Source organism: Streptosporangium sp. OZ121, from assembly GCF_051918885.1.
Taxonomy (GTDB): domain Bacteria; phylum Actinomycetota; class Actinomycetes; order Streptosporangiales; family Streptosporangiaceae; genus Streptosporangium.
Map to the genome: position 1 here is coordinate 120,312 of NZ_JBPXMC010000007.1, position 19,032 is coordinate 139,343.

The following is a 19,032-nucleotide window of genomic DNA, read 5'->3' on the forward strand; positions in this document are numbered from 1 at the left end:
TCGCGGAAATCCGGATTGTCACGGCCGGTGGCGTGCCCGGCGACCCGGTGCCGATCGAGTCGCCCTTTGAACGATCTTGACGCCCTCAGGGCGCACGACCGCCGGATCCGGGAAAGCGAAAGGCCGTTTCTGATTTCTCAGAAACGGCCTTTGACCTCGGGACTTTACTCAACGTCGGGGTGACAGGATTTGAACCTGCGGCCTCTTCGTCCCGAACGAAGCGCGCTACCAAGCTGCGCCACACCCCGGTCACACGCCCGGTCTTGCTCGTGCTTGGAAAAGTCTAGCGGACTTCGTGGGTGCTTGCGTCGCCGCGACGGCGGGGCATCAGGGTCAGGAGGCTGGCCTCGGGGTAGCAGGCGAAGCGGACCGGAGCGTAGGGGCTGGTACCGAGGCCGGCGGAGACGTGGAGGTAGGCGGAGTCGTGGCGGCTCATGCCCTTGACGCGGGCCCGGTCGATGCCGCAGTTGGTGACCAGGGCGCCGTAGAAGGGGACGCAGAGCTGGCCGCCGTGGGTGTGCCCGGCGAGCAGCAGCTGGTAGCCGTCGGCGGCGAAGCGGGTCAGGTTGCGGGGCTCCGGCGAGTGCATCACGCCCAGGCGCAGGTCGGCCGCCGCGGGGGCGGGACCGGCGATCAGGTCGTAGCGGTCGAGGTTGATGTGGGAGTCGTGGATGCCGCCCACGGCCACGTCGAGATCGCCGACCTTGAGGCGGGCGGTGGTGTTGTTCATGTCCAGCCAGCCCTCGGCGGCCATGGCGGCGCCCAGCTCCTCCCACGGGAGGGTGGGGATCTTCTGGCCGTAGTCGGCCTTGGAGGTGCGCCAGAGGTAGCGTGCGGGGTTCTTCGGCCGCGGCTCGTACATGTCGTTGGAACCGTAGACGAACAGGCCCGGGCGTGACAGCAGGGGCTCCAGGGCGTGCATGAGGGGCGTGATCGCGTCGGGGTGCGAGATGGAGTCGCCGGTGTTGACCACCAGGTCGGGGTTGAGGGCACCCAGTGAGCGCACCCAGTCGATCAGCCTCCGCCTGCCGGGGGTGAGGTGCAGGTCGGACAGGTGGAGGATGCGCACGGGCCGCTGCCCCGGCTCCAGCACGGGCACGTCGAAGCGGCGCAGCCGGAACGCGTTGCGCTCGACGACCGAGGCGTACGCCAGGCCGGCCAGGCCGACGCCGAACAGGGACAGGGGCACCGCGGCTGCTTTCCTCACCTTCTCATCATGCCCGAGATCGGGCCCTCGAACGGAAACTCGGGATACAGCGGGGCTGGTGAGGCGGCAAGATGGACGCCATGAGCGCATTGAAGGACAAGCTGAAGGCCGATCTCACGGCCTCCATGAAGAGCAGGGACGAGATCCGAACCCGCACGATTCGCATGGCCCTCGCGGCCGTGAACGTCGAGGAGGTCTCGGGTAAGACGGCACGCGAGCTCAGCGACGACGAGGTCGTCAAGGTGCTGGCCAAGGAGGCCAAGAAGCGCCGCGAGGCGGCCGAGGCGTTCAGCGGTGCCGGCCGGGTGGAGCAGGCTCAGGCGGAGGTCGACGAGCAGGCCGTGCTGGAGGCGTACCTGCCCGCGCAGCTGTCCGACGAGGAGCTCGCCGGGCTCGTGGACGAGGCCGTCGCCGAGAGCGGTGCCACCGGGCCGCAGGCCATGGGCCAGGTCATGAAGCTCGTGAACCCGAAGGTCGCCGGACGCGCCGAGGGCGGGCGCGTCGCGCAGGCCGTACGGGCTCGCCTGGCGTCCTCCTGATCCGAATCGATCCGACCGGTTCGACCGATCCGGCCGGTCCGGAGTGATCCGGACTGATTCGACCGATCCGGCCGGTCCGAGAACGGGCGCGAGGCGGCGCCCACCGGCCCGGTCCGTCGGGGACGCGCGGCCCCTGCCCCCGGGGCCCGTACGGCGAGAGCCCTCCTCGCCGGACCTTCGAAGGTCCGGCGAGGAGGGCTCCGGCGTTCCGGGACCCTGGCGTTTCCGGGTTCCGGTGTCGTTACGGGACGGGCGGGGCGATCGGGGCACCACCGTTCGGGCCGAACGGGAAGCCGTTGTTGACCTCCCGGTTGTCGCCGCCGTCCGGCGGCCCGAACGGGCCGTCGCCGTTGTCACCCCGGTCGTCGCCCCGGTCGTCCCTGGGCCCGTCGCCGTCTCCGCGCTTCGGCGGAGGCTTGGGCGCGCACCGGCCGGCGGAGCAGCCGCCGAAGCGCTCCATGTTCACCGGGGTGAAGGGGGTCGCCTCGACGCCCTTGAGCGCGCCGAGCATGGAGTCCTTCCAGATCCGGCCGGAGATCGAGGCGCCGTACACGTAGCTGTAGTAGCGCCCGCCGATGGTCACGCCGGTCAGGTCGTACTTGAAGGCGCCGCGCGGGTCGCCGAGGCTCACCGCGGAGGCGAGGTCGGGGGTGAACCCGGCGAACCAGGCGGCGGTGTAGGCGTCGGTGGTGCCGGTCTTGCCCGCCGCCGGCCGGCCGATGCCGCCGACCTCGGTCATCGTGCCCTTGGTGAAGACCCCGGACATGATGTGGGTGGCCGCGTCGGCGACCTCCTCGTCCAGGACCTGCTTGCACTTCGGCTTGTAGGAGGTCTTCTTGCCGTCGCGGTCGGTGCTCTCGGTGATCACCATCGGGCTGCAGTAGGTGCCGCGGGCGGCGATCGTCGCGTAGGCGGCGGAGACCGTCACCGGGTCCATCTCGTTGATGCCGAGCGTGAAGGTCTCGAACTCCTTCAGAGCCCTGCCGTCGGCGCGCTTGATGCCCAGGCTCTTGGCCATCTTGACCGTCTCGCAGAGGCCGACCTCCTGCTCCAGGCGCATGAAGAAGGTGTTCACCGACCCCAGGGTGCCGGTGGTCAGGGTCTTGAAGCCGCCGCCGCCCTCGCTGGAGTTCTTGACCTCGTGGTCGGGCTCGCCGACCGCCTTGCCCTTGCAGTTACGGAACGCGCTGTGGCTGGGCGCCCGGTAGCCGGAGCCGGTGCCGAAGCCGTCGTTCAGCTTCATGCCCTGGTCAAGGGCTGTCAGCAGGGTGAAGGGCTTGAACGTGGAGCCCGCCTGGAAGCCCGCTCCGCCGCCGTGGGCCTTGTCGCCGACGAGGTTGTAGCTGATCTCGTTCTTCTTCTTGTTCCTGCCGAAGTTGCGGCTGGCCGCCATCGCCTTCACGGCGCCGGTGCCGGGAACGACCATCGCCTGCGCGGCGACCGGCTTGTCGCTGGCCTTGACGTATTCCTTGATCGCTTTCTCCGAGGCCTTCTGGGCTTTCGGGGTGAGCGTCGTCTTGATGACCAGGCCACCGCGCTGCAGCAGCCTCTCGCGCTGCTTGCGGGTCTTGCCGAAGTCCTCGTTGGTCGCGATCTCCTGCCGCACGTAGAGGCAGAAGTACGGGTAGGCGCTCTCCTCGCAGCCGCCGGGGGCCTCGATGTTCTTGAAGCCGAGCTTCTTCTTCTTGGCCTCCTCGGCCTCCTGCGGCGTGATCTTGCCGAGCTCGGCCATCCGGTTCAGCACGATGTTGCGCCGCTCCAGCAGCCGGTCGCGGGAGGCCTTGCCCGCGTTCGGGTCGGTCACGCTCGGGTTCTGCACGGCCCCGGCGAGGGTGGCCGCCTCCCACAGGGTCAGCTTCGAGGCCGGCTTGTTGAAGAAGCGCCGGGAGGCGGCCTGGACGCCGTAGGCGCCCGCGCCGAAGTAGGAGATGTTCAGGTAGCGCTCGAGGATCTCCGACTTGGTGTACTTCTCCTCGAGGGCAAGCGCGTAGCGCAGCTCGTTGAGCTTCCTGGAGAGCGTGGGCGCGATCGCGGCGGCCTGCTCCTCCTTGGTCTCCGCGGCGTTGACGAGCACGAGCTTGACGTACTGCTGCGTGATGGAGGAGCCGCCCTGGACGACCCCGCCGCCCGAGACGTTTCTCACCGCGGCCCGGAAGGTGCCCTCCAGGTCGATCGCGCCGTGCTCGTAGAACCGGTCGTCCTCGATCGCCACGATCGCCGTCTTCATGACGTCGGCGACCTCGTCCAGCTTCACCGACTCGCGGTTCTCGAAGTAGAACTGGGCGAACTGCTTGCCGTTGGCGTCGAGCAGGGTGGTCTTCTCGGCGAGGGGGGGCTCCTTGAGCTCTTCCGGCAGAAGACGCAGCTCGTTCGTCGCCGCGTTCACCGTCATCCCCGCGCCACCCACCGCCGGAAGCGCCACGGCGGCGACGAGCACGCCCGTGACGGCGGCCGCGCCGAGCAACTTCAGCACATTACCGGCAGCGCCGATCACAGACCCCTGGTCTTTGCCTTGAGCTTGCACAGGACCCAGGGTACGTCGGACGGATGACGCAAACGGTAACGGAACGCCATCTTAGCTTGGCTTTGTCCTGTTATCTCAGGCAGGTGACTAGTCATTCCCGGCCAGATGGCCGTGGATGACCATGTGAGAATTTGGTCCCGCCGGGGTCTGTCGGCCCGAACGTCTGGTTGCGTACGTTCTCTTTCTGCAGCAATTGAATACCGAGGCCCGACGCCCGCGCCCGTCGGCCCAAGTCACGACTGACCACCTAAAGGGGAGTGGGGTCGAATGTGGATCACGGATTGGACCTCCCGTGCGGCCTGTAAGGGTGCGGATCCTGACGCTTTGTTCGTTCAGGGTGCTGCCCAGAACCGAGCGAAGCTGATCTGCCGAGGATGCCCGGTCCGGACCGAGTGCCTCGCCGATGCGCTGGACAATCGCATCGAGTTCGGGGTGTGGGGCGGGATGACCGAGCGCGAACGCCGAGCGCTGTTGCGCCGGCGACCGGATGTCGACTCCTGGCGGGACCTGCTGGAGTTGGCCAAAGAGGAATACGAGCGGACTAATGAGCTGATCGCCGGCTGAGTTCGCGCCCATCCCGTACGGCTGGCGCCGAGCGCCAGCCGTACACGCATGTCACGGGCCGGAGAGCGCGCGCGTCGCGCGTGTTCTCCGGGTCCGCCCGGCGGAGGCTTCTCCGGTGTCACCTGGCAGTTTTCCGGGTCACCTGGCAGCGGGTCGCCCGGCGGCGCCCGGAGCGCCACCCGGGCCGGCGCACGGAGCGCCGCCCAGGGCCCGGCGACCCGGGATCACACCGCCGTACGGCTAGCGGGCGGCCAGGAGGTCGCCCACCTCGCGCAGCCCCTCCAGGTCGTGCACGTCCTGCGCCATGGCCGGGACCCGCGCCACGGGCACGGTGGGATGGGCGGAGATGAAGTGCTCCTCCTCGCGTCGCTCGCGAGCGGCCAGCTGCATCCGACCGGCGTGCAACCGCAGCACGGCGGAGGTGAGCTCGTGCTCGCCGCGCGACTCCAGGTCCTCCGCGGCGGCGGTGCTCCGCGCCCCGGACAGCATGGACGCGGGCGAGCGGTGCACCCGGTTGACGACGAGACCCGCCAGGGGCATGCGCTCCTCGGCCAGCCTCTCCACGAAGTAGGACGCCTCGCGCATCGCGTCGCGCTCGGGCGAGGCCACGACGACGAACGCCGTCCCCGGGGCCTGCAGGAGCCGGTAGGTCTGATCCGCCCGCGCCCTGAAACCACCGAAGACGGCGTCCAGCGCGGACACGAACGTCTGCAGGTCCTTGAGCACCTGCGCGCCCAGCAGCTTGGTCAGCGCCCCTGCGACGATGCCGAAACCCGCGTTGAACAGCTTGAACGCGCTGCGTCCCCCGGCCTTGGCGGGAAGCATGAGCACCCGGATCAGCTTGCCGTCGAGGAAGCGGCCGAGCCGCTCGGGAGCGTCGAGGAAGTCGAGCGCGGAGCGGGACGGCGGGGTGTCGACGATGATCAGATCCCAGTCGTCCGACCGCCTGAGCTGGCCCAGCTTCTCCATCGCCATGTACTCCTGCGTGCCGGAGAAGCTCGACGACAGGGACTGGTAGAAGGGGTTCGTCAGGATCTGGCGGGCTCGCTCGGGGTCGGCGTGCGCCTCGATGATCTCGTCGAAGGTCCGCTTCATGTCGAGCATCATGGCGTGCAGCCGGCCGTCCCCCTCGACGCCCATGACGGGCCTGGGGGTGTTGTCGAGTTCGGTGAGTCCCATCGACTGCGCCAGCCGCCGCGCGGGGTCGACCGTGAGCACCACGGCGGAACGGCCGCGCTCGGCCGCGCGCAGCCCCAGCGCCGCGGCGGTGGTGGTCTTCCCGACACCGCCGGAGCCGCAGCAGACGACGATCCGGGTGTTCGGATCGTCGATGATCGCGTCGAGGTCGAGGAACGGGGGGGTCTTCACGCTGCTCCCTGGGTGCGGATCGATTCCGCCAGCTCGTACAGCCCCGACAGGTCCACCCCGTCGGCCAGCAACGGCAGGTCGTAGCGGGGACGGGCGGACTTGTCCAGCGACAGCCTCTCATCCCGCTCCAGCTCGGTGCGGCGGGCGTGTTCGGCGATCTCCTCGGTCAGGGCCTCGGCCATCGCGACGCCGGCGGGGCCGCCGTCGGTGAGTCCGGCGGCCTTGAGGCCGAGCACCAGCTCGGCCGGGTCGAGCCTGTCCTCGGCGGCGGCGTCCAGTACGGCGGCGGGGAGCAGCGACTCGCGGATCATGTTGACGAAGATCCCGCCAGGGGGGAGCCCGGCGGCGCGGAGCTCGCGCAGGCCGTCCAGGGTCTCCTGGACCGGCATCTCCTCCAGGAGCGTGACGAAGTGCACGGCGGTCTCGGGTGAGGAGACGACGCCGTTCACCAGGTCGGCGTGGTTCTTGATCGGACCGACCCTGGCCAGCCCCGCGACCTCGTTGGTGACGTTGAGGAAGCGCGCGATCCTGCCGGTCGGCGGCGCGTCCAGCACGACCGCGTCGTAGGTCCTCCTGCCGTCCTTGCCCTTGCGCCGGACGGCCTCGCTCGTCTTGCCGGTGACCAGGACGTCACGGAAGCCGGGGGCGATGGTGGTGGCGAAGTCGACGATGCCGATCTTGCTGAGCGCCCAGCCCGCCCTGCGCATGCCGTAGAACATCTCGAGGTACTCGAGCATGGCCTCCTCGGCGTCGATGGCCAGCGCGTAGACGTCCCCGCCGCCTGGCGCGACGGCGATCTTGCGCTCCTCGTACGGCAGGGGCGGCAGGTCGAAGACCCGGGAGATCCCTTGGCGGCCCTCGACCTCGACCAGCAGGACCTTTCTGCCACCCGCCGCGAGGGCGAGCGCGAGTGCGGCGGCCACCGTGGTCTTGCCGGTGCCGCCCTTGCCGGTGACGACGTGAAGGCGTACGCCGTCCCAATCGGTGTCGCGAGCTCTCACCCTTCGAAGGCTACCCAACGGCTACTTGACAACTCCTCGGCACCTTCCCCCGGAGGGCCCGCACCGGCACGCCCCTCCGGCGGGCGAGGGCGGCCGCGCCCGGTCGCGGGCGCCCGTCCGGAGAGCGGCCGAGATGCCTTCTTTGTGGGCATTCGCCGAGGATCGCCCTGTTCAGCGCGGTCGTGTGGCCCGTACGCGCCGGGGCCGGGCCCGCCGGGGACCCGGCGCGCGGTCCGGGAGACCGTACGTGTTCGTGTCGCTAATCGATCGGACTCGCAAAGTAAATATGCAGATTCTCACAGCGGGCCGTCCCCGCGTCCGACGCTTCGAGGTGGGCCGCTTGCCGGGGGCGGTCTCGCTAATGTGTCCCGCATGACGAAATGGGAGTACTCGACGGTGCCGCTGCTGGTCCACGCGACGAAGCAGATTCTTGACAACTGGGGCCAGGACGGCTGGGAGCTCGTCCAGGTCGTGCCGGGCCCCAACCCCGAGCAGCTGGTCGCCTACCTGAAGCGGCCGAGGCAGTGACGGCCGAGGAGAGACTGGCGGAGCTGGGCCTGACCCTGCCGGAGGTGGTGCCGCCGCTGGCGGCGTACGTCCCGGCGGTGCGTTCCGGCGATCACGTCCACACGTCGGGGCAGCTCCCGATCGTGGACGGCAAGCTGGTGGCCACCGGCAAGGTCGGCGCCGAGGTGGACGTCGAGGACGCCTACGAGCTCGCGAGGGCGTGCGCGCTCAACGCCCTCGCCGCCGTCGCGTCGGAGGCCGGAGGACTGTCGAACATCGTCCGCATCGTCAAGGTGGTCGGTTTCGTGGCCAGCGCTCCGGGCTTCACCGGCCAGCCACAGGTCGTCAACGGCGCCAGCGACCTGCTCGCCGCGGTGCTCGGTGACGCGGGCAGGCACGCCCGCAGCGCGGTCGGCGTCGCCGTCCTTCCGCTGGACGCGCCGGTCGAGGTCGAGGTGATCGCCGAGGTCCGCTGAGGTCGCCCGGGCGCCCCGGTCAATCGGCTGAGGTCGCCCGGGCGCCCCCGTGGATCGGTGAGGCCCTGACGGCCCTGACGGCCCTGACGGCCCCGGGGGCCGTCGGAGGCGGGAGGCCCCTGGTGGCCGTTGAGGCCCGCCGGCCGCGGCTGAGGTCCCCTGGGGCGGCCGGGCTCGCCCGGGGCCGCACGGGTGCCGTGGGGGCCCGCCAGGGGCCGTACGGGCGCGCCGTGCCACGGGGCACCGCTGTGGACCCGCTGTGGACCCGCGATTGTCCGCGACGGTGCCGTGCCACATGATTGACCTGCAACCGAGTGATGTTCTGGTGGAGGGTCTCAATGGGCGGTATCCCGCTTCCCGGTGAGTTGGGCGAGCGCGCACGCGACATCCTGGCCGGGCGGGTCGCCCCCGTCCCGGCCCGGGACGCCGCCACCGTGGTCGTCCTCCGTGAGGAGGCCGGCGGGCTGGAGGTGTACCTGCTGCGGCGCAAGGCGAGCATGGCCTTCGCCGCGGGGGCCTACGTCTTTCCCGGCGGGTCGGTCGACCCGCGCGACACCGACCATGAGATCGACTGGGCGGGTCCTCCGCCCGCCGCCTGGGGCGAGATCTTCCGCGCGGACGAGCGGACCGCCCGGGGCCTGGTGTGCGCCGCCGTACGGGAGACGTTCGAGGAGTCGGGGGTGTTGCTGGCCGGTCCGTCCGCGGAGACCGTGGTGTCCGACACCACCGGCGACGACTGGGAGGCCGACCGGCTCGCCCTGATCGGCAAGACCCTGTCCTTCGCCGACTTCCTCGGCCGGCGCGGCCTGGTCCTCCGTTCCGACCTGCTCCGTCCCTGGGCGCACTGGATCACTCCCGAGGTCGAGACCAGGCGCTTCGACACCCGGTTCTTCGTCGCGGCGCTCCCGGCGGGCCAGCTCACCCGCGACGTCGGCGGCGAGGCCGACCAGGTCGTCTGGATCCGGTCCGCCGACGCGCTCGACCAGGGCGGAACGGGCCGGATCTTCCTGATGCCCCCGACGTACCGCACGCTCACCGAGCTGAGCGCCTACGAGAAGGTGGCCGAGGTGCTCGCGGCCGATCGTGAGATCGTGACCTTCATGCCGAAGATCGCGGAGGTGGACGGGGAGATGCGCATCGTGCTCGACGACGACTACCGGTTCGGCGCGCGGTGAGCGGGCTGCGGATCCCCCTGGAGGGACCGGACGGGGCCGGTACGGACCACGCGCTCAACCTCCTCGCCCCGAACCCCTCCGAGATGACCCTGGACGGCACCAACACGTGGGTGATCGGCCTCCGGGAGCCCGGGGGGCCCGGGGAGGCCGGGAAACTCGGGGAGTTCGGGGAGGAGGTGCTGGTCGTCGACCCCGGACCGGACGACGACGAGCACCTCGCGCGCCTCGCCGGGCACCTGGAGGGCCGCCGCGTCGTCGCGATCCTGCTCACCCACGGACACCACGACCACAGCGGCGGCGCCGCGAAGTTCGCCGGACTGGTCGGGGCGCCCGTCAGGGCCCTGGATCCCGCGCACCGGCTGGGTGAGGAGGGGCTCGGCGACGGCGACGTGCTCACGGCCGGGGAGCTGGAACTGCACGTCGTGGGCACGCCCGGTCACTCGTTCGACTCGCTCTGCTTCTGGCTGCCGCGGGACCGGGCGATCCTCACCGGTGACACGGTGCTCGGCCGCGGCACCACCATGATCGCCCCGGACGGAGACCTGGCCGACTACCTGCGCTCCCTCGACCTGCTCCGGGCGAGGGCCGAGCGGGTCGGGGCCGAGGCGCTGCTGCCCGGCCACGGTCCGGTACTGCCCGACCCGATCGGCGCCCTCGACGGCTACATCGCGCACCGGCGGCAAAGGCTCGACCAGATCCGGGAGGCCAGGCGGCGGGGGGCGGCGACGCCCCGGGAGATCGTCGAGATCGTCTACGCGGACGTGGACAGGTCCCTCTGGCCCGCCGCCGAGATGTCGGTCCGCGCGCAGCTCGCCTATCTCGACGGGTAGACCCGCCTCCGGGGCGGCCCGCTCCTCGGAGCGGCCGCCTTCGGAACGGTCCTTTCCCAGAGCTCGTCCTGCCGGGGCCTCCCTGGCTTTCCCGGGGTTCCCCGAGGTCTCCGGGGTCCTGGGGGTTTCTCGGGAAGGCGGCTCAGCGCGAGCGGTTGTGCAGCCGCTCCAGGTCCATGATGACCACGGCCTTTGCCTCGATGCGCAGCCAGCCTCGCTGGGCGAAGTCGGCCAGCGCCTTGTTCACGGTCTCCCGCGAGGCGCCGACCAGCTGGGCCAGCTCCTCCTGGGTGAGGTCGTGGTGGACCCGTACGCCGTCGTCGATCCGCTGGCCGAAGCGCTCGGCCAGGTCGAGCAGGGCCTTGGCCACCCGGCCCGGCACGTCGGTGAAGACCAGGTCGGCCAGCACGTCGTTCGTACGGCGCAGGCGCTGGGCCAGGGCCCGCAGCAGGTGGAGGGCGACCTCGGGCCGGCCGGTCAGCCAGGGCCGCAGGTCGTCGTGTCCGAGCCCGGCCAGGCGGACGTCGGTCAGCGCGGTGGCCGACGCCGTACGGGGACGGGGATCGAACAGGGACAGTTCGCCGAACATCTCGCTCGGACCGAGCACGCTGAGCAGGTTCTCCCGGCCGTCTGGCGAGGTCCGGGAGAGTTTGATCTTGCCTTCGAGCACCACGTAGAGGCGGTCCCCGGTCTCGTTCTCGCTGAAGAGGGTCTGTCCCTTGGACAGTTCCACCTCGGAGATGCTCGTGCGCAGCGCGGCGGCGCTCTCACGGTCGAGCGCGGCGAACAGAGGGGCCTTGCCCAGCACGTCGTCGGAGTTCACAGTGCCTCCTGTTTCACGGCTCACGCAGTCATTGTGACCCATCCCATCGTGCCGCTCTCCGGGGGGCCTTGAGCGTAGGCTGGCGGAGTGCTCCGCAACGTCAGCCCTGGTGGTGAATCCCAGCTTGCCCTGGTTCGTCGAGCTCGTCGAATGGACCGGATTCTGGTGGAAACCTATCCTGACGCCCACTGCGAGCTCGACTTTCGCAATCCCCTCGAACTGCTGGTCGCGACGATCCTGTCCGCCCAATGTACGGACAAAAGGGTTAATACGGTTACTCCTACCCTTTTTGCCAAATATCCCACAGCGGAAGACTATGCAGGTGCCGACCGGGCCGAGATGGAGGGGATCATCCGGCCCACCGGTTTCTTCCGCGCCAAGACCAACAGCATCATCGGCATGGCCCAGGCCCTGTGCGAGCGCCACGGCGGCGAGGTGCCCGGGAAGCTGAAGGACCTGGTCGCCCTGCCCGGAGTCGGCCGCAAAACGGCCAACGTCGTGCTCGGGAACGCCTTCGGGGTGCCCGGCATCACCGTCGACACCCACTTCCAGCGGCTCACCCACCGCTTCCGCTGGACCTCGGAGACCGATCCGGTGAAGATCGAGCAGGTCGTCGCCGAGCTCATCCCGAAGCGCGACTGGACGATGATGTCCCACCGCCTGATCTGGCACGGCCGCCGCGTCTGCCACGCCCGCACACCGGCCTGCGGCGTCTGCCCGCTCGCCGCGCTCTGCCCCTCCTACGGCATCGGCCCCGTCGATCCGGCCCGGGCCGCCAAGCTGGTGCGCCCCGGCCCCTTCTCGTGATTTCTCCTTCATCGTCGCCGGGTGGCCGTCCGGCCGGTGTTTCCGCGTCCCGCGGATCCGCGGACACCGGGAAGCGCGGGGCGGGACACCGTGTTGCAGAGAACCGGAGGTGTGCCCGTGGAAGAGGTCCCTGGGTGGTTGGAAACGCTGGCGGAGCGGGTCACGGGAATGCCGGTGACCCCGATGCTCCGCCCTCCGGCGTCCGGGGGGCGGGCGGCCGCGGTGCTCCTGCTCTTCGGCGAGGGGCCGCTCGGGCCTGACGTGCTGCTCATCCAGCGGAGCTCGCGCGGGCGCACGCACGCGGGACAGCCCGCGTTCCCCGGCGGCGGGGTGGATCCCGAGGACGACGGCCCGATCGCCGCAGCGCTGCGCGAGGCGAGCGAGGAGACCGGTCTCGACCCGGCGGGCGTCCGGGTGCTCGGGACCATGCCCGAGCTGTACCTGAGCCACAGCGACAACCGGGTGACCCCGGTGCTGGGCTGGTGGCACACGCCCTGCGTGGTGCACGCGGCCTCGCCCGACGAGGTGGAGTCGGTGGAGCGGGTCCCGGTCCGCGAGCTCGTCGACCCGGCCAACCGGATCAGGCTGCGCCACCCGAGCGGTCACATCGGACCGGCGTTCCGGGTGCGCGGGCTGCTGGTGTGGGGGTTCACCGCGGGAGTGCTCGACGGGGTGCTCGGCGGTTCGGGCTTCGAGCTTCCCTGGGACCGGTCACGAGTCGAGGACATCCCGCCCGACGTCCTCAACCTCGCGTCCCGTTGACAGGGCGAGGCCGAGGCGGGCCCAGTCGGCCACGTCCTCGTCGGGGTCGAGGGTGAGCCGCCGCAGCGCGGCCAGGCCCGTCGGGTCGGGTGGGCTGCCCATGATGTTCGGCAGCGCGTAGGCGGCCCCGTACCTGATCCGGGGATCGCCGTGCTCGGCGAGGGCGATCACCGACGGCAGCGCGCGGCGGTCCCTGAGATGACCGAAGGCGATCAGCACCGAGTAGAGCACCAGGCAGTCTTCCTCCTGGACGGACAGGGCGCGGAGCACCGGCAGCGTCCGGTCGACGAAGCCGAGCCGCCCCAGGATGTCGACCCCGAGCATCCGCTCGGCGGTGGTCCTGCCCGAGCACAGCCTCCGTGCCGCGGTGAAGGTCTCCAGATCGCCGCGCTCCTGCAGCTGGGTGATCGCGCGCCAGCGGGCCGCACCCTCCTGGTCCCGTTCTCGCAGTGCGGTCTCGATGAGAGACTCCACGGCCGCCGCCCCTCCGATCATCGCCATCCGGCCACGATAACCGCAGAGACCTCGCAGAAGGTGTGCACGCGCGGGGCGGCGGCTGGATACCGTAAGGGAGTGAGCGGTGATCTCCTCGATCTCATCCTGATCGCCCTGATGGTGGCCTTCGCGGTGTCGGGATACCGCCAGGGGTTCATCATCGGTGCCCTGAGCTTTGTCGGTTTTGTCGGTGGCGGGCTGCTGGGCATGTTCATCGCCCCGCCCATCGCCGGAGCCGTGGTCGACGGTGAGACCGAGCGCGCCCTGCTGGCGATCGTCATCGTCTTCCTCTCCGCCACGGTCGGGCAGTTCGCCTCGTCCACGATCGGCGCGGTGGTCCGCAGCCATGTCACCTGGGAGCCCGCCAAGGTCGTCGACGCGGTCGGCGGCACCTTCGCGAGCGCCTTCTCCGTGCTGATCATCGCGTGGCTGATCGGCTCGCTGCTGGCGTCGTCGCAGTTCACCCTGATCAGCGAGCAGGTCAACAGGTCCCTGCTGCTGACCACGGTCGACCAGACGCTGCCCAGCGCGGCCAAGGAGCTGCAGGTCCCCTTCAAGAACTTCATCGACACCTCCGGTTTCCCCAAGGTGTTCGACGCCATCGGAGGCGGCCAGCTCGTCGACGTCTCGCCGCCCGACCAGAGCGTGGCGGCGAAGGGCAACCGGCAGCTCGATCGCGCGCGCCGGGGCATCGTCAAGGTCCAGGGCGTGGCCACGAGCTGCCGCAAGCACATCGAGGGCACCGGTTTCGTCTACGCCCAGAACAAGATCATGACGAACGCGCACGTGGTCGCCGGGGTCAACCAGGGGCTGCAGGTCACCGACTACCTCGACAAGACCCACCCGGCCAAGGTCGTGCTCTACAACCCCGACCGCGACATCGCCATCCTCCACGTCCCCGGGCTCAACATGCCCATCCTGCGCTTCGACGGCAGCGCGAAGAAGGGCGACGACGCGATCGTCGCCGGATTCCCGCACGGCCATGGCTACACCATGAACGTGGCCCGCATCCGGGTGCAGCAGAAGGCCAAGGGGTTCAACATCTACGAGCGCAAGAGCGTCGTCCGCGACGTGTACGCCATCCGCGGCCTGGTCCGCCAGGGCAACTCCGGCGGCCCGCTGCTCACCCCCGACGGCAAGGTCTACGGTGTCGTCTTCGCCGCGGCCCTCAATCAGCAGGAGACCGGCTACGTGCTCACCGCCGCCGAGGTCGCGCCGGACGCCGAGGACGGCTCCAGGCTCTTCAACCGGGTCGACACCCAGGAGTGCGACCAGAACTAGCTTCATGGTGCCTGGTCCTGCTCCGTGGTGCCCGGTCCGGTCGTCTGACGCTCCCGGCCCGCGAACCCGCGCGAGCGCCGTCCAAGCATCGTCAGGGCGCCGTGCGAGCGCCGTCCGCGCATGTCGTCACGGGACTTCTCGCCGGCACGTCCGGACGGCGGGGGCGAAGCTCAGAGGAGTTCCTCGATCCTGGCGATGGCCGCCTCGGCCTCCAGGGTGTCGAGCTCGTGGGCGGTCCTGGCGATCCGCTCGTACGGCATGCCGTAGCGGCTGATCCGGTCGGCGCCCCGCGCGAACAGCGTCGCGGCCCCGCGGCGGTTGCCCCGTTGCAGGTGGGTGAGGCCGACACAGATCTGCGCCAGTCCCTGCCACAGCTCGCGTTCCTCCTCGGGGGAGGTCTTCCAGCGGCCCTCCAGCACCTCGTGGGCGTGGAACGGCCGCCTCTCGCCGAGCAGGCGGCGCGCCTCGGAGAGGGCCTCCTCGGTGCTCGGCGCGTAGTCGTCCGGAATGCGTTCCACGCCCTCGGCGCCGCGCGGCAGCGGGCGCCCGAACGCGTCGCGGGGACGCTGGTTGCGCGGCCTCCCGTCAGGATCCCGGTCCCGCCCGTTCACCGGTCGGGCTCCGGGTCGGCCAGCCAGGCGACGAGCTCGGCGTCGAACTCATCGGGGCGCTCCTCGTGCGGGAAGTGCCCGGCGCCCTCCATCAGCCGCCACCGGTAGGGGGCGGCGACGTAGCGGCCGGAGCCCTGGGCGGTACGCGGCAGGATGTGCCTGTCGAGCGTGCCGTGCAACTGCAGGGTCGGCACGTTGATCTGGGTACGCATGGTCCTCGCGTAGTGCCATCCGTCCGGCCGGAGCTGGGAGCGGCCGAACCAGCGGTGGTACTCCAGCGCGCAGTGCGACACGTTGCGAATGCGGAACGCGTCGCGGTAGGTCCTCGCCACGTCCTCCTCAGGCCAGCCGGGGCCCGACCACTGGTCGAGCAGCCGCCCCACCCTGGCGCCGGAGTTGGCGGTCAGGCGCCGCTCGGGAAGCAGCGGCAGCTGGAAGCCCAGCGCGTAGCGGGCCGCCCTGAGCTGGCCGAAGGGCTCGGTGAACAGCGTGGCACGGAGACGGCGGGGGTGCGGAGCCGAGACCGGGACCAGCCGCAGGACCGCCTTGGGATCCGTCACGGCCATGGTCCAGGCGAGCAGCCCGCCCCAGTCGTGGCCGACGACGATCGCACCGGTCTCGCCCAGCGCCCGGATCAGCCCGGCCGCGTCGGCGGCGAGGGTGTGCAGGTCGTAGCCGCGCGGAGGCTTGTCACTGGCTCCGTATCCCCGCAGGTCGACGGCGACGGTGCGGTAGCCCGCCGCCGGGAGCGAGACGAGCTGGTTGCGCCAGCTCCACCAGAACTGCGGGAATCCGTGGAGCAGCAGCACGAGGGGGCCCGTACCGGCCTCCACGACGTGGAAGCGGGTACCTCCGGCGTGGACGGAGCGGTGGGTCCACGGCCCCTCGATCTTGACCAGGGACTCGTCGGGCCTGCTCACTGGCCGGGTCTCGCGGGGTCGCGACGGCCGTCCGCCTGAACGGTGGGGAGCGGAGCCGTGCCGGGAGCGGGCTCGGGCTCGCCGCTCCTGATGGTCTTGAGCGAGCGCAGTGTCCGCTTCATCCCGGTCAGGCCCTTGAGCCGCCGCATGCCGATGAAGACCAGCAGCCCGGCCGTGAGCAGGTAGAGCAAGGTGACGATCAGGAAGGCGGCCCAGGGCCACATGCCCGCGCCGATCAGGGCATAGGCGATCGTGAACGAGGCGAGGATCAGGCACAGGTGGGCCATGAACGCCGCGGCGCCGAAGAGCCCCGCCGCCGTGCCGACCCGTTTGGCGTCGAACCTGAACTCGGCCTTGGCCAGTTCGATCTCGGCACGGACCAGGGTGGATATGTGGTCGCTGGCGGCGGCGACCAGCGCGCCCAGTGACTCCTCCTGTGGTTCCGCGGGCGGGATATGTGTCATGGACGATCTCCTATCGAGGGCCTTTGTCGAACATCATGCTGCGCGTTGAGGCGGTCGCGCACGCACACCCGCAGCGGAATCGTCGCCGGAACCGGCGTCGCGAGCACGCCGGTGGTCATCGCGTACCTGTCATCAAATATCTGCGTCGTCAAGACTTCAGACTTTAGTCCCGGAGAGGAAGGGAGGCGGGGGACTGCACCGGTTTGGTGAGGTCTCGGCTGTCCGGTGGTGAGAACCTGCACCACAGACCCACCGCCGGGGGCCGTGACCCGTGAGACCGGACCGGTGAGAAGGGCCTCCCGAGCGGCGAGTCCCCGTCATCGGAGACGCGACCGGAGGTGTCTTCGAGGACTTCCTCGAAGACGTCGACGGAGAGGTCGCCGGAAAGCCGTCGGCGGTCCCGCCTTCGGAAGGCCCCCTTCGGGGGAACCGTCCGAAGGCCCTTTCCGTGAGCTCACCCGAGTTCCGTGAGCTCACCCGAGCCCACGGAGTTCGTGGGCCGGCGGGGAGCTCACGGAAGGACGTGCGCGGAGGGCTTTTCGCGATGGCTCGGAGTGATCAAGAGGTTCGGTCTCTCCGGGTGGGCCGTGTCTCCGGCGTCTCCGGCGTCTCCGGCGTCTCCGGCGTCTCCGGCCCACCCGGGTGTCCCGGCTCGCTCAGTCCTCGCTCTTGGCGCTGGGCAGTTTCTCCGAGATGAGGTTCATCACCGTGCTGTCGGCCAGGGTGGTGACGTCGCCGACGCTGCGGTTCTCCGCCACGTCACGCAGGAGACGCCGCATGATCTTGCCGGAGCGGGTCTTGGGCAGCTCGGGGACCACCAGGATCTGGCGCGGCTTCGCGATCGGGCCCAGCGCCTTGGACACGTGGGCGCGCAGCTCGGCCGCGATGTCCGCGCCCTCCTCGGCGTTGCCGCGCAGGATCACGAACGACACGATGGCCTGCCCGGTCACCGGATCGGTCGCGCCGACCACGGCCGCCTCGGCGACCTTCGGGTGGGAGACCAGCGCCGACTCGACCTCGGTGGTGGAGATGTTGTGCCCGGAGACGAGCATGACGTCGTCCACCCGGCCGAGCAGCCAGATGTCACCGTCCTGGTCCTTCTTGGCGCCGTCGCCCGCGAAGTACATGCCCTCGAAGCGGGACCAGTAGGTGTCGATGTAGCGCTGGTCGTCGCCCCAGATCGTGCGGAGCATCGAGGGCCACGGGTCGCGGATCGCCAGGTAGCCGCCACCGCCGTTGCCCACGCTCCGGCCCTGGTCGTCGACCACGTCGGCGGTGATGCCCGGCAGCGGGCGCATGGCCGCGCCGGGCTTGCCCTCGGTGACACCGGGCAGCGGGCTGATCATGACGGCGCCGGTCTCGGTCTGCCACCAGGTGTCGACGACCGGGGTACGGTTGCCGCCGATGTGCTCGCGGTACCAGACGTACGCCTCGGGGTTGATCGGCTCACCGACGCTGCCCAGGATCCGCAGCGAGGACATGTCGTACTTGGCGGGGATGTCGTCACCCCACTTCATGAACGTGCGGATGGCCGTCGGGGCCGTGTAGAGCAGCGTGACCCCGTACTTCTGCACGATCTCCCAGAACCGGCCGCGGTGCGGGGTGTCCGGGGTGCCCTCGTAGATGACGCTGGTCGCGCCGTTGGCCAGCGGGCCGTACACGATGTAGGAGTGGCCGGTCACCCAGCCGATGTCGGCGGTGCACCAGTAGACGTCGGTGTCGGGCTTGAGGTCGAACACCGCGTTGTGGGTGTACGCGGCCTGGGTGAGGTAGCCGCCGGTGGTGTGCAGGATGCCCTTGGGCCTGCCGGTCGTCCCGCTGGTGTAGAGGATGTAGAGCGGATCCTCGGCGTCGTTCGGCAGCGCCTCGTGGACGTCGGACTGCCGGTCCACGACGTCGTGCCACCAGACGTCCTTGTCGGTCTGCTCGACGTCCTGGCCGGTCCGCCTCACGACGAGGACGTGCTCGATGCCGGGGCACTCCGCGACGGCCTCGTCCACGGTGGGCTTGAGCGCGCTGGGCGCGCCGCGGCGGTAGCCGCCGTCGGCGGTGACCACGAGCTTGGCGTCGGCGTCCTTGATCCGGCCGCTGAGCGCGGCGGAGGAGAACCCGCCGAACACCACCGAGTGGATCGCTCCGATGCGGGCGCAGGCCAGCATCGTGATCGGCAGCTCGGGGATCATCGGCATGTAGATCGCGACCCGGTCGCCCTTGCCGACCCCCAGTTCCTGGAGCGCGTTGGCGGCCTTGGAGACCTCGCGCAGCAGGTCGGAGTAGGTGAGCGTACGGGTGTCGCCCTCCGGCTCGCCCTCCCAGTGATAGGCGACCTTGTCACCGCGGCCCGCCTCCACGTGGCGATCGACGCAGTTGTAGGCGATGTTGAGCTCGCCACCGACGAACCACTTGGCGAAGGGCGGGTTCCACTCGAGGGTGGTGTCCCAGCGCTTCGACCAGGCCAGACGGTCGGCCTGCCGTTCCCAGAAGGCGAGGCGGTCCCGCTCGGCCTCCACGTAGGCGTCGGCGGTCACGTTCGCGGCCGCGGCCAGCTCGGCAGGAGGTGCGAACCGCCGGGTCTCGTGCAGCAGGTTCGACAGCGTCTCCTGGGTCTCACGCGACTCGGAACCAGGGGTCTCCGGGGCCACTACGCACTCCTCACGTACTGCTATCGACTGGTCGTG

19 protein-coding genes and 1 tRNA gene are annotated in these 19,032 nt (G+C 70.4%); 9 read left to right on the forward strand and 11 right to left on the reverse strand.

Annotated elements, in window-relative coordinates:
* Window positions 1–174: 174 nt before the first annotated feature.
* Window positions 175–248: transfer RNA gene (locus ACTOQ1_RS15785), tRNA-Pro, on the reverse strand.
* Between the two features lie 35 nt (window positions 249–283).
* The gene (locus ACTOQ1_RS15790; RefSeq protein ID WP_440067801.1) at window positions 284–1,207 is read right to left on the reverse strand and encodes a metallophosphoesterase; all 924 of its coding nucleotides are present in this window, start codon (window positions 1,205–1,207) and stop codon (window positions 284–286) included.
* An 80-nt stretch (window positions 1,208–1,287) separates the two neighbouring features.
* On the opposite strand from ACTOQ1_RS15790, the gene ACTOQ1_RS15795 reads away from it, so the two are divergent.
* On the forward strand, window positions 1,288–1,746 hold the full coding sequence (locus ACTOQ1_RS15795) for a GatB/YqeY domain-containing protein (protein WP_362689915.1): 459 nt from the start codon (window positions 1,288–1,290) through the stop codon (window positions 1,744–1,746).
* A 241-nt stretch (window positions 1,747–1,987) separates the two neighbouring features.
* Here the strand turns inward: ACTOQ1_RS15795 and ACTOQ1_RS15800 are convergent, their stop codons facing one another.
* Window positions 1,988–4,219 carry a transglycosylase domain-containing protein gene (locus ACTOQ1_RS15800; RefSeq protein WP_440067803.1) on the reverse strand — a complete coding sequence of 744 codons (2,232 nt, stop codon included), beginning with the start codon at window positions 4,217–4,219 and terminating at the stop codon, window positions 1,988–1,990.
* A gap of 318 nt (window positions 4,220–4,537) precedes the next feature.
* On the opposite strand from ACTOQ1_RS15800, the gene ACTOQ1_RS15805 reads away from it, so the two are divergent.
* A complete protein-coding gene (locus tag ACTOQ1_RS15805; protein ID WP_012887233.1) occupies window positions 4,538–4,834 on the forward strand; it encodes a WhiB family transcriptional regulator in 297 nt (98 codons plus the stop codon).
* A gap of 240 nt (window positions 4,835–5,074) precedes the next feature.
* Here ACTOQ1_RS15805 and ACTOQ1_RS15810 read toward each other — a convergent pair whose 3' ends face one another.
* Complete coding sequence (locus tag ACTOQ1_RS15810) at window positions 5,075–6,202, reverse strand: ArsA family ATPase (protein WP_440067806.1); 1,128 nt, start codon at window positions 6,200–6,202, stop codon at window positions 5,075–5,077.
* Window positions 6,199–7,203, reverse strand: coding sequence for an ArsA-related P-loop ATPase (locus tag ACTOQ1_RS15815; protein WP_440067808.1), 1,005 nt, complete (start codon window positions 7,201–7,203; stop codon window positions 6,199–6,201). The genes ACTOQ1_RS15810 and ACTOQ1_RS15815 overlap by 4 nt, the downstream gene beginning before the upstream one ends.
* 372 nt (window positions 7,204–7,575) lie before the next feature.
* Between ACTOQ1_RS15815 and ACTOQ1_RS15820 the strand changes: the two genes are divergently transcribed.
* The 4 genes from ACTOQ1_RS15820 to ACTOQ1_RS15835 all read left to right on the forward strand — a co-directional run bounded on the left by ACTOQ1_RS15820 (window position 7,576) and on the right by ACTOQ1_RS15835 (window position 10,191).
* The gene (locus tag ACTOQ1_RS15820) at window positions 7,576–7,731 is read left to right on the forward strand and encodes a DUF4177 domain-containing protein (RefSeq protein ID WP_344742745.1); all 156 of its coding nucleotides are present in this window, start codon (window positions 7,576–7,578) and stop codon (window positions 7,729–7,731) included.
* Window positions 7,728–8,186 (forward strand): RidA family protein, encoded by a 459-nt coding sequence (locus ACTOQ1_RS15825; RefSeq protein ID WP_440067810.1) that lies wholly within the window; start codon window positions 7,728–7,730, stop codon window positions 8,184–8,186. The genes ACTOQ1_RS15820 and ACTOQ1_RS15825 overlap by 4 nt, the downstream gene beginning before the upstream one ends.
* 338 nt (window positions 8,187–8,524) lie before the next feature.
* Window positions 8,525–9,361 carry an NUDIX hydrolase gene (locus ACTOQ1_RS15830; protein ID WP_440067812.1) on the forward strand — a complete coding sequence of 279 codons (837 nt, stop codon included), beginning with the start codon at window positions 8,525–8,527 and terminating at the stop codon, window positions 9,359–9,361.
* Entirely contained in the window at window positions 9,358–10,191 is an 834-nt protein-coding gene (locus ACTOQ1_RS15835) for an MBL fold metallo-hydrolase (protein ID WP_440067814.1), read from the forward strand. Before ACTOQ1_RS15830 ends, ACTOQ1_RS15835 begins: the two co-directional genes overlap by 4 nt.
* 142 nt (window positions 10,192–10,333) lie before the next feature.
* Here the strand turns inward: ACTOQ1_RS15835 and ACTOQ1_RS15840 are convergent, their stop codons facing one another.
* Entirely contained in the window at window positions 10,334–11,014 is a 681-nt protein-coding gene (locus ACTOQ1_RS15840; protein WP_344742748.1) for a Crp/Fnr family transcriptional regulator, read from the reverse strand.
* An 87-nt stretch (window positions 11,015–11,101) separates the two neighbouring features.
* Between ACTOQ1_RS15840 and nth the strand changes: the two genes are divergently transcribed.
* Together nth and ACTOQ1_RS15850 are read left to right on the forward strand one after the other, a co-directional pair.
* A complete protein-coding gene (gene nth, locus ACTOQ1_RS15845; RefSeq protein ID WP_440067817.1) occupies window positions 11,102–11,821 on the forward strand; it encodes an endonuclease III in 720 nt (239 codons plus the stop codon).
* A 117-nt stretch (window positions 11,822–11,938) separates the two neighbouring features.
* Window positions 11,939–12,583 (forward strand): NUDIX hydrolase, encoded by a 645-nt coding sequence (locus ACTOQ1_RS15850; RefSeq protein WP_440067819.1) that lies wholly within the window; start codon window positions 11,939–11,941, stop codon window positions 12,581–12,583.
* On the opposite strand, the gene ACTOQ1_RS15855 is transcribed toward ACTOQ1_RS15850, so the two are convergent.
* Window positions 12,533–13,084: a HEAT repeat domain-containing protein gene (locus ACTOQ1_RS15855; protein ID WP_440067821.1), complete on the reverse strand. Its 552-nt coding sequence runs from the start codon at window positions 13,082–13,084 to the stop codon at window positions 12,533–12,535. The genes ACTOQ1_RS15850 and ACTOQ1_RS15855 overlap by 51 nt on opposite strands.
* 72 nt (window positions 13,085–13,156) lie before the next feature.
* Between ACTOQ1_RS15855 and ACTOQ1_RS15860 the strand changes: the two genes are divergently transcribed.
* Window positions 13,157–14,359: a MarP family serine protease gene (locus tag ACTOQ1_RS15860; protein WP_440067823.1), complete on the forward strand. Its 1,203-nt coding sequence runs from the start codon at window positions 13,157–13,159 to the stop codon at window positions 14,357–14,359.
* Window positions 14,360–14,529: 170 nt separating this feature from the next.
* On the opposite strand, the gene ACTOQ1_RS15865 is transcribed toward ACTOQ1_RS15860, so the two are convergent.
* The 4 genes from ACTOQ1_RS15865 to acs form a co-directional block, all read right to left on the reverse strand.
* Window positions 14,530–14,970, reverse strand: a complete 441-nt coding sequence (locus ACTOQ1_RS15865) for a DUF309 domain-containing protein (protein ID WP_440067825.1) — start codon at window positions 14,968–14,970, stop codon at window positions 14,530–14,532.
* A complete protein-coding gene (locus ACTOQ1_RS15870; RefSeq protein ID WP_440067826.1) occupies window positions 14,967–15,890 on the reverse strand; it encodes an alpha/beta fold hydrolase in 924 nt (307 codons plus the stop codon). The genes ACTOQ1_RS15865 and ACTOQ1_RS15870 overlap by 4 nt, the downstream gene beginning before the upstream one ends.
* The gene (locus ACTOQ1_RS15875) at window positions 15,887–16,354 is read right to left on the reverse strand and encodes a phage holin family protein (protein WP_440067828.1); all 468 of its coding nucleotides are present in this window, start codon (window positions 16,352–16,354) and stop codon (window positions 15,887–15,889) included. The genes ACTOQ1_RS15870 and ACTOQ1_RS15875 overlap by 4 nt, the downstream gene beginning before the upstream one ends.
* A gap of 656 nt (window positions 16,355–17,010) precedes the next feature.
* Complete coding sequence (gene acs / locus ACTOQ1_RS15880; protein WP_440067830.1) at window positions 17,011–18,996, reverse strand: acetate--CoA ligase; 1,986 nt, start codon at window positions 18,994–18,996, stop codon at window positions 17,011–17,013.
* Window positions 18,997–19,032: the final 36 nt, after the last annotated feature.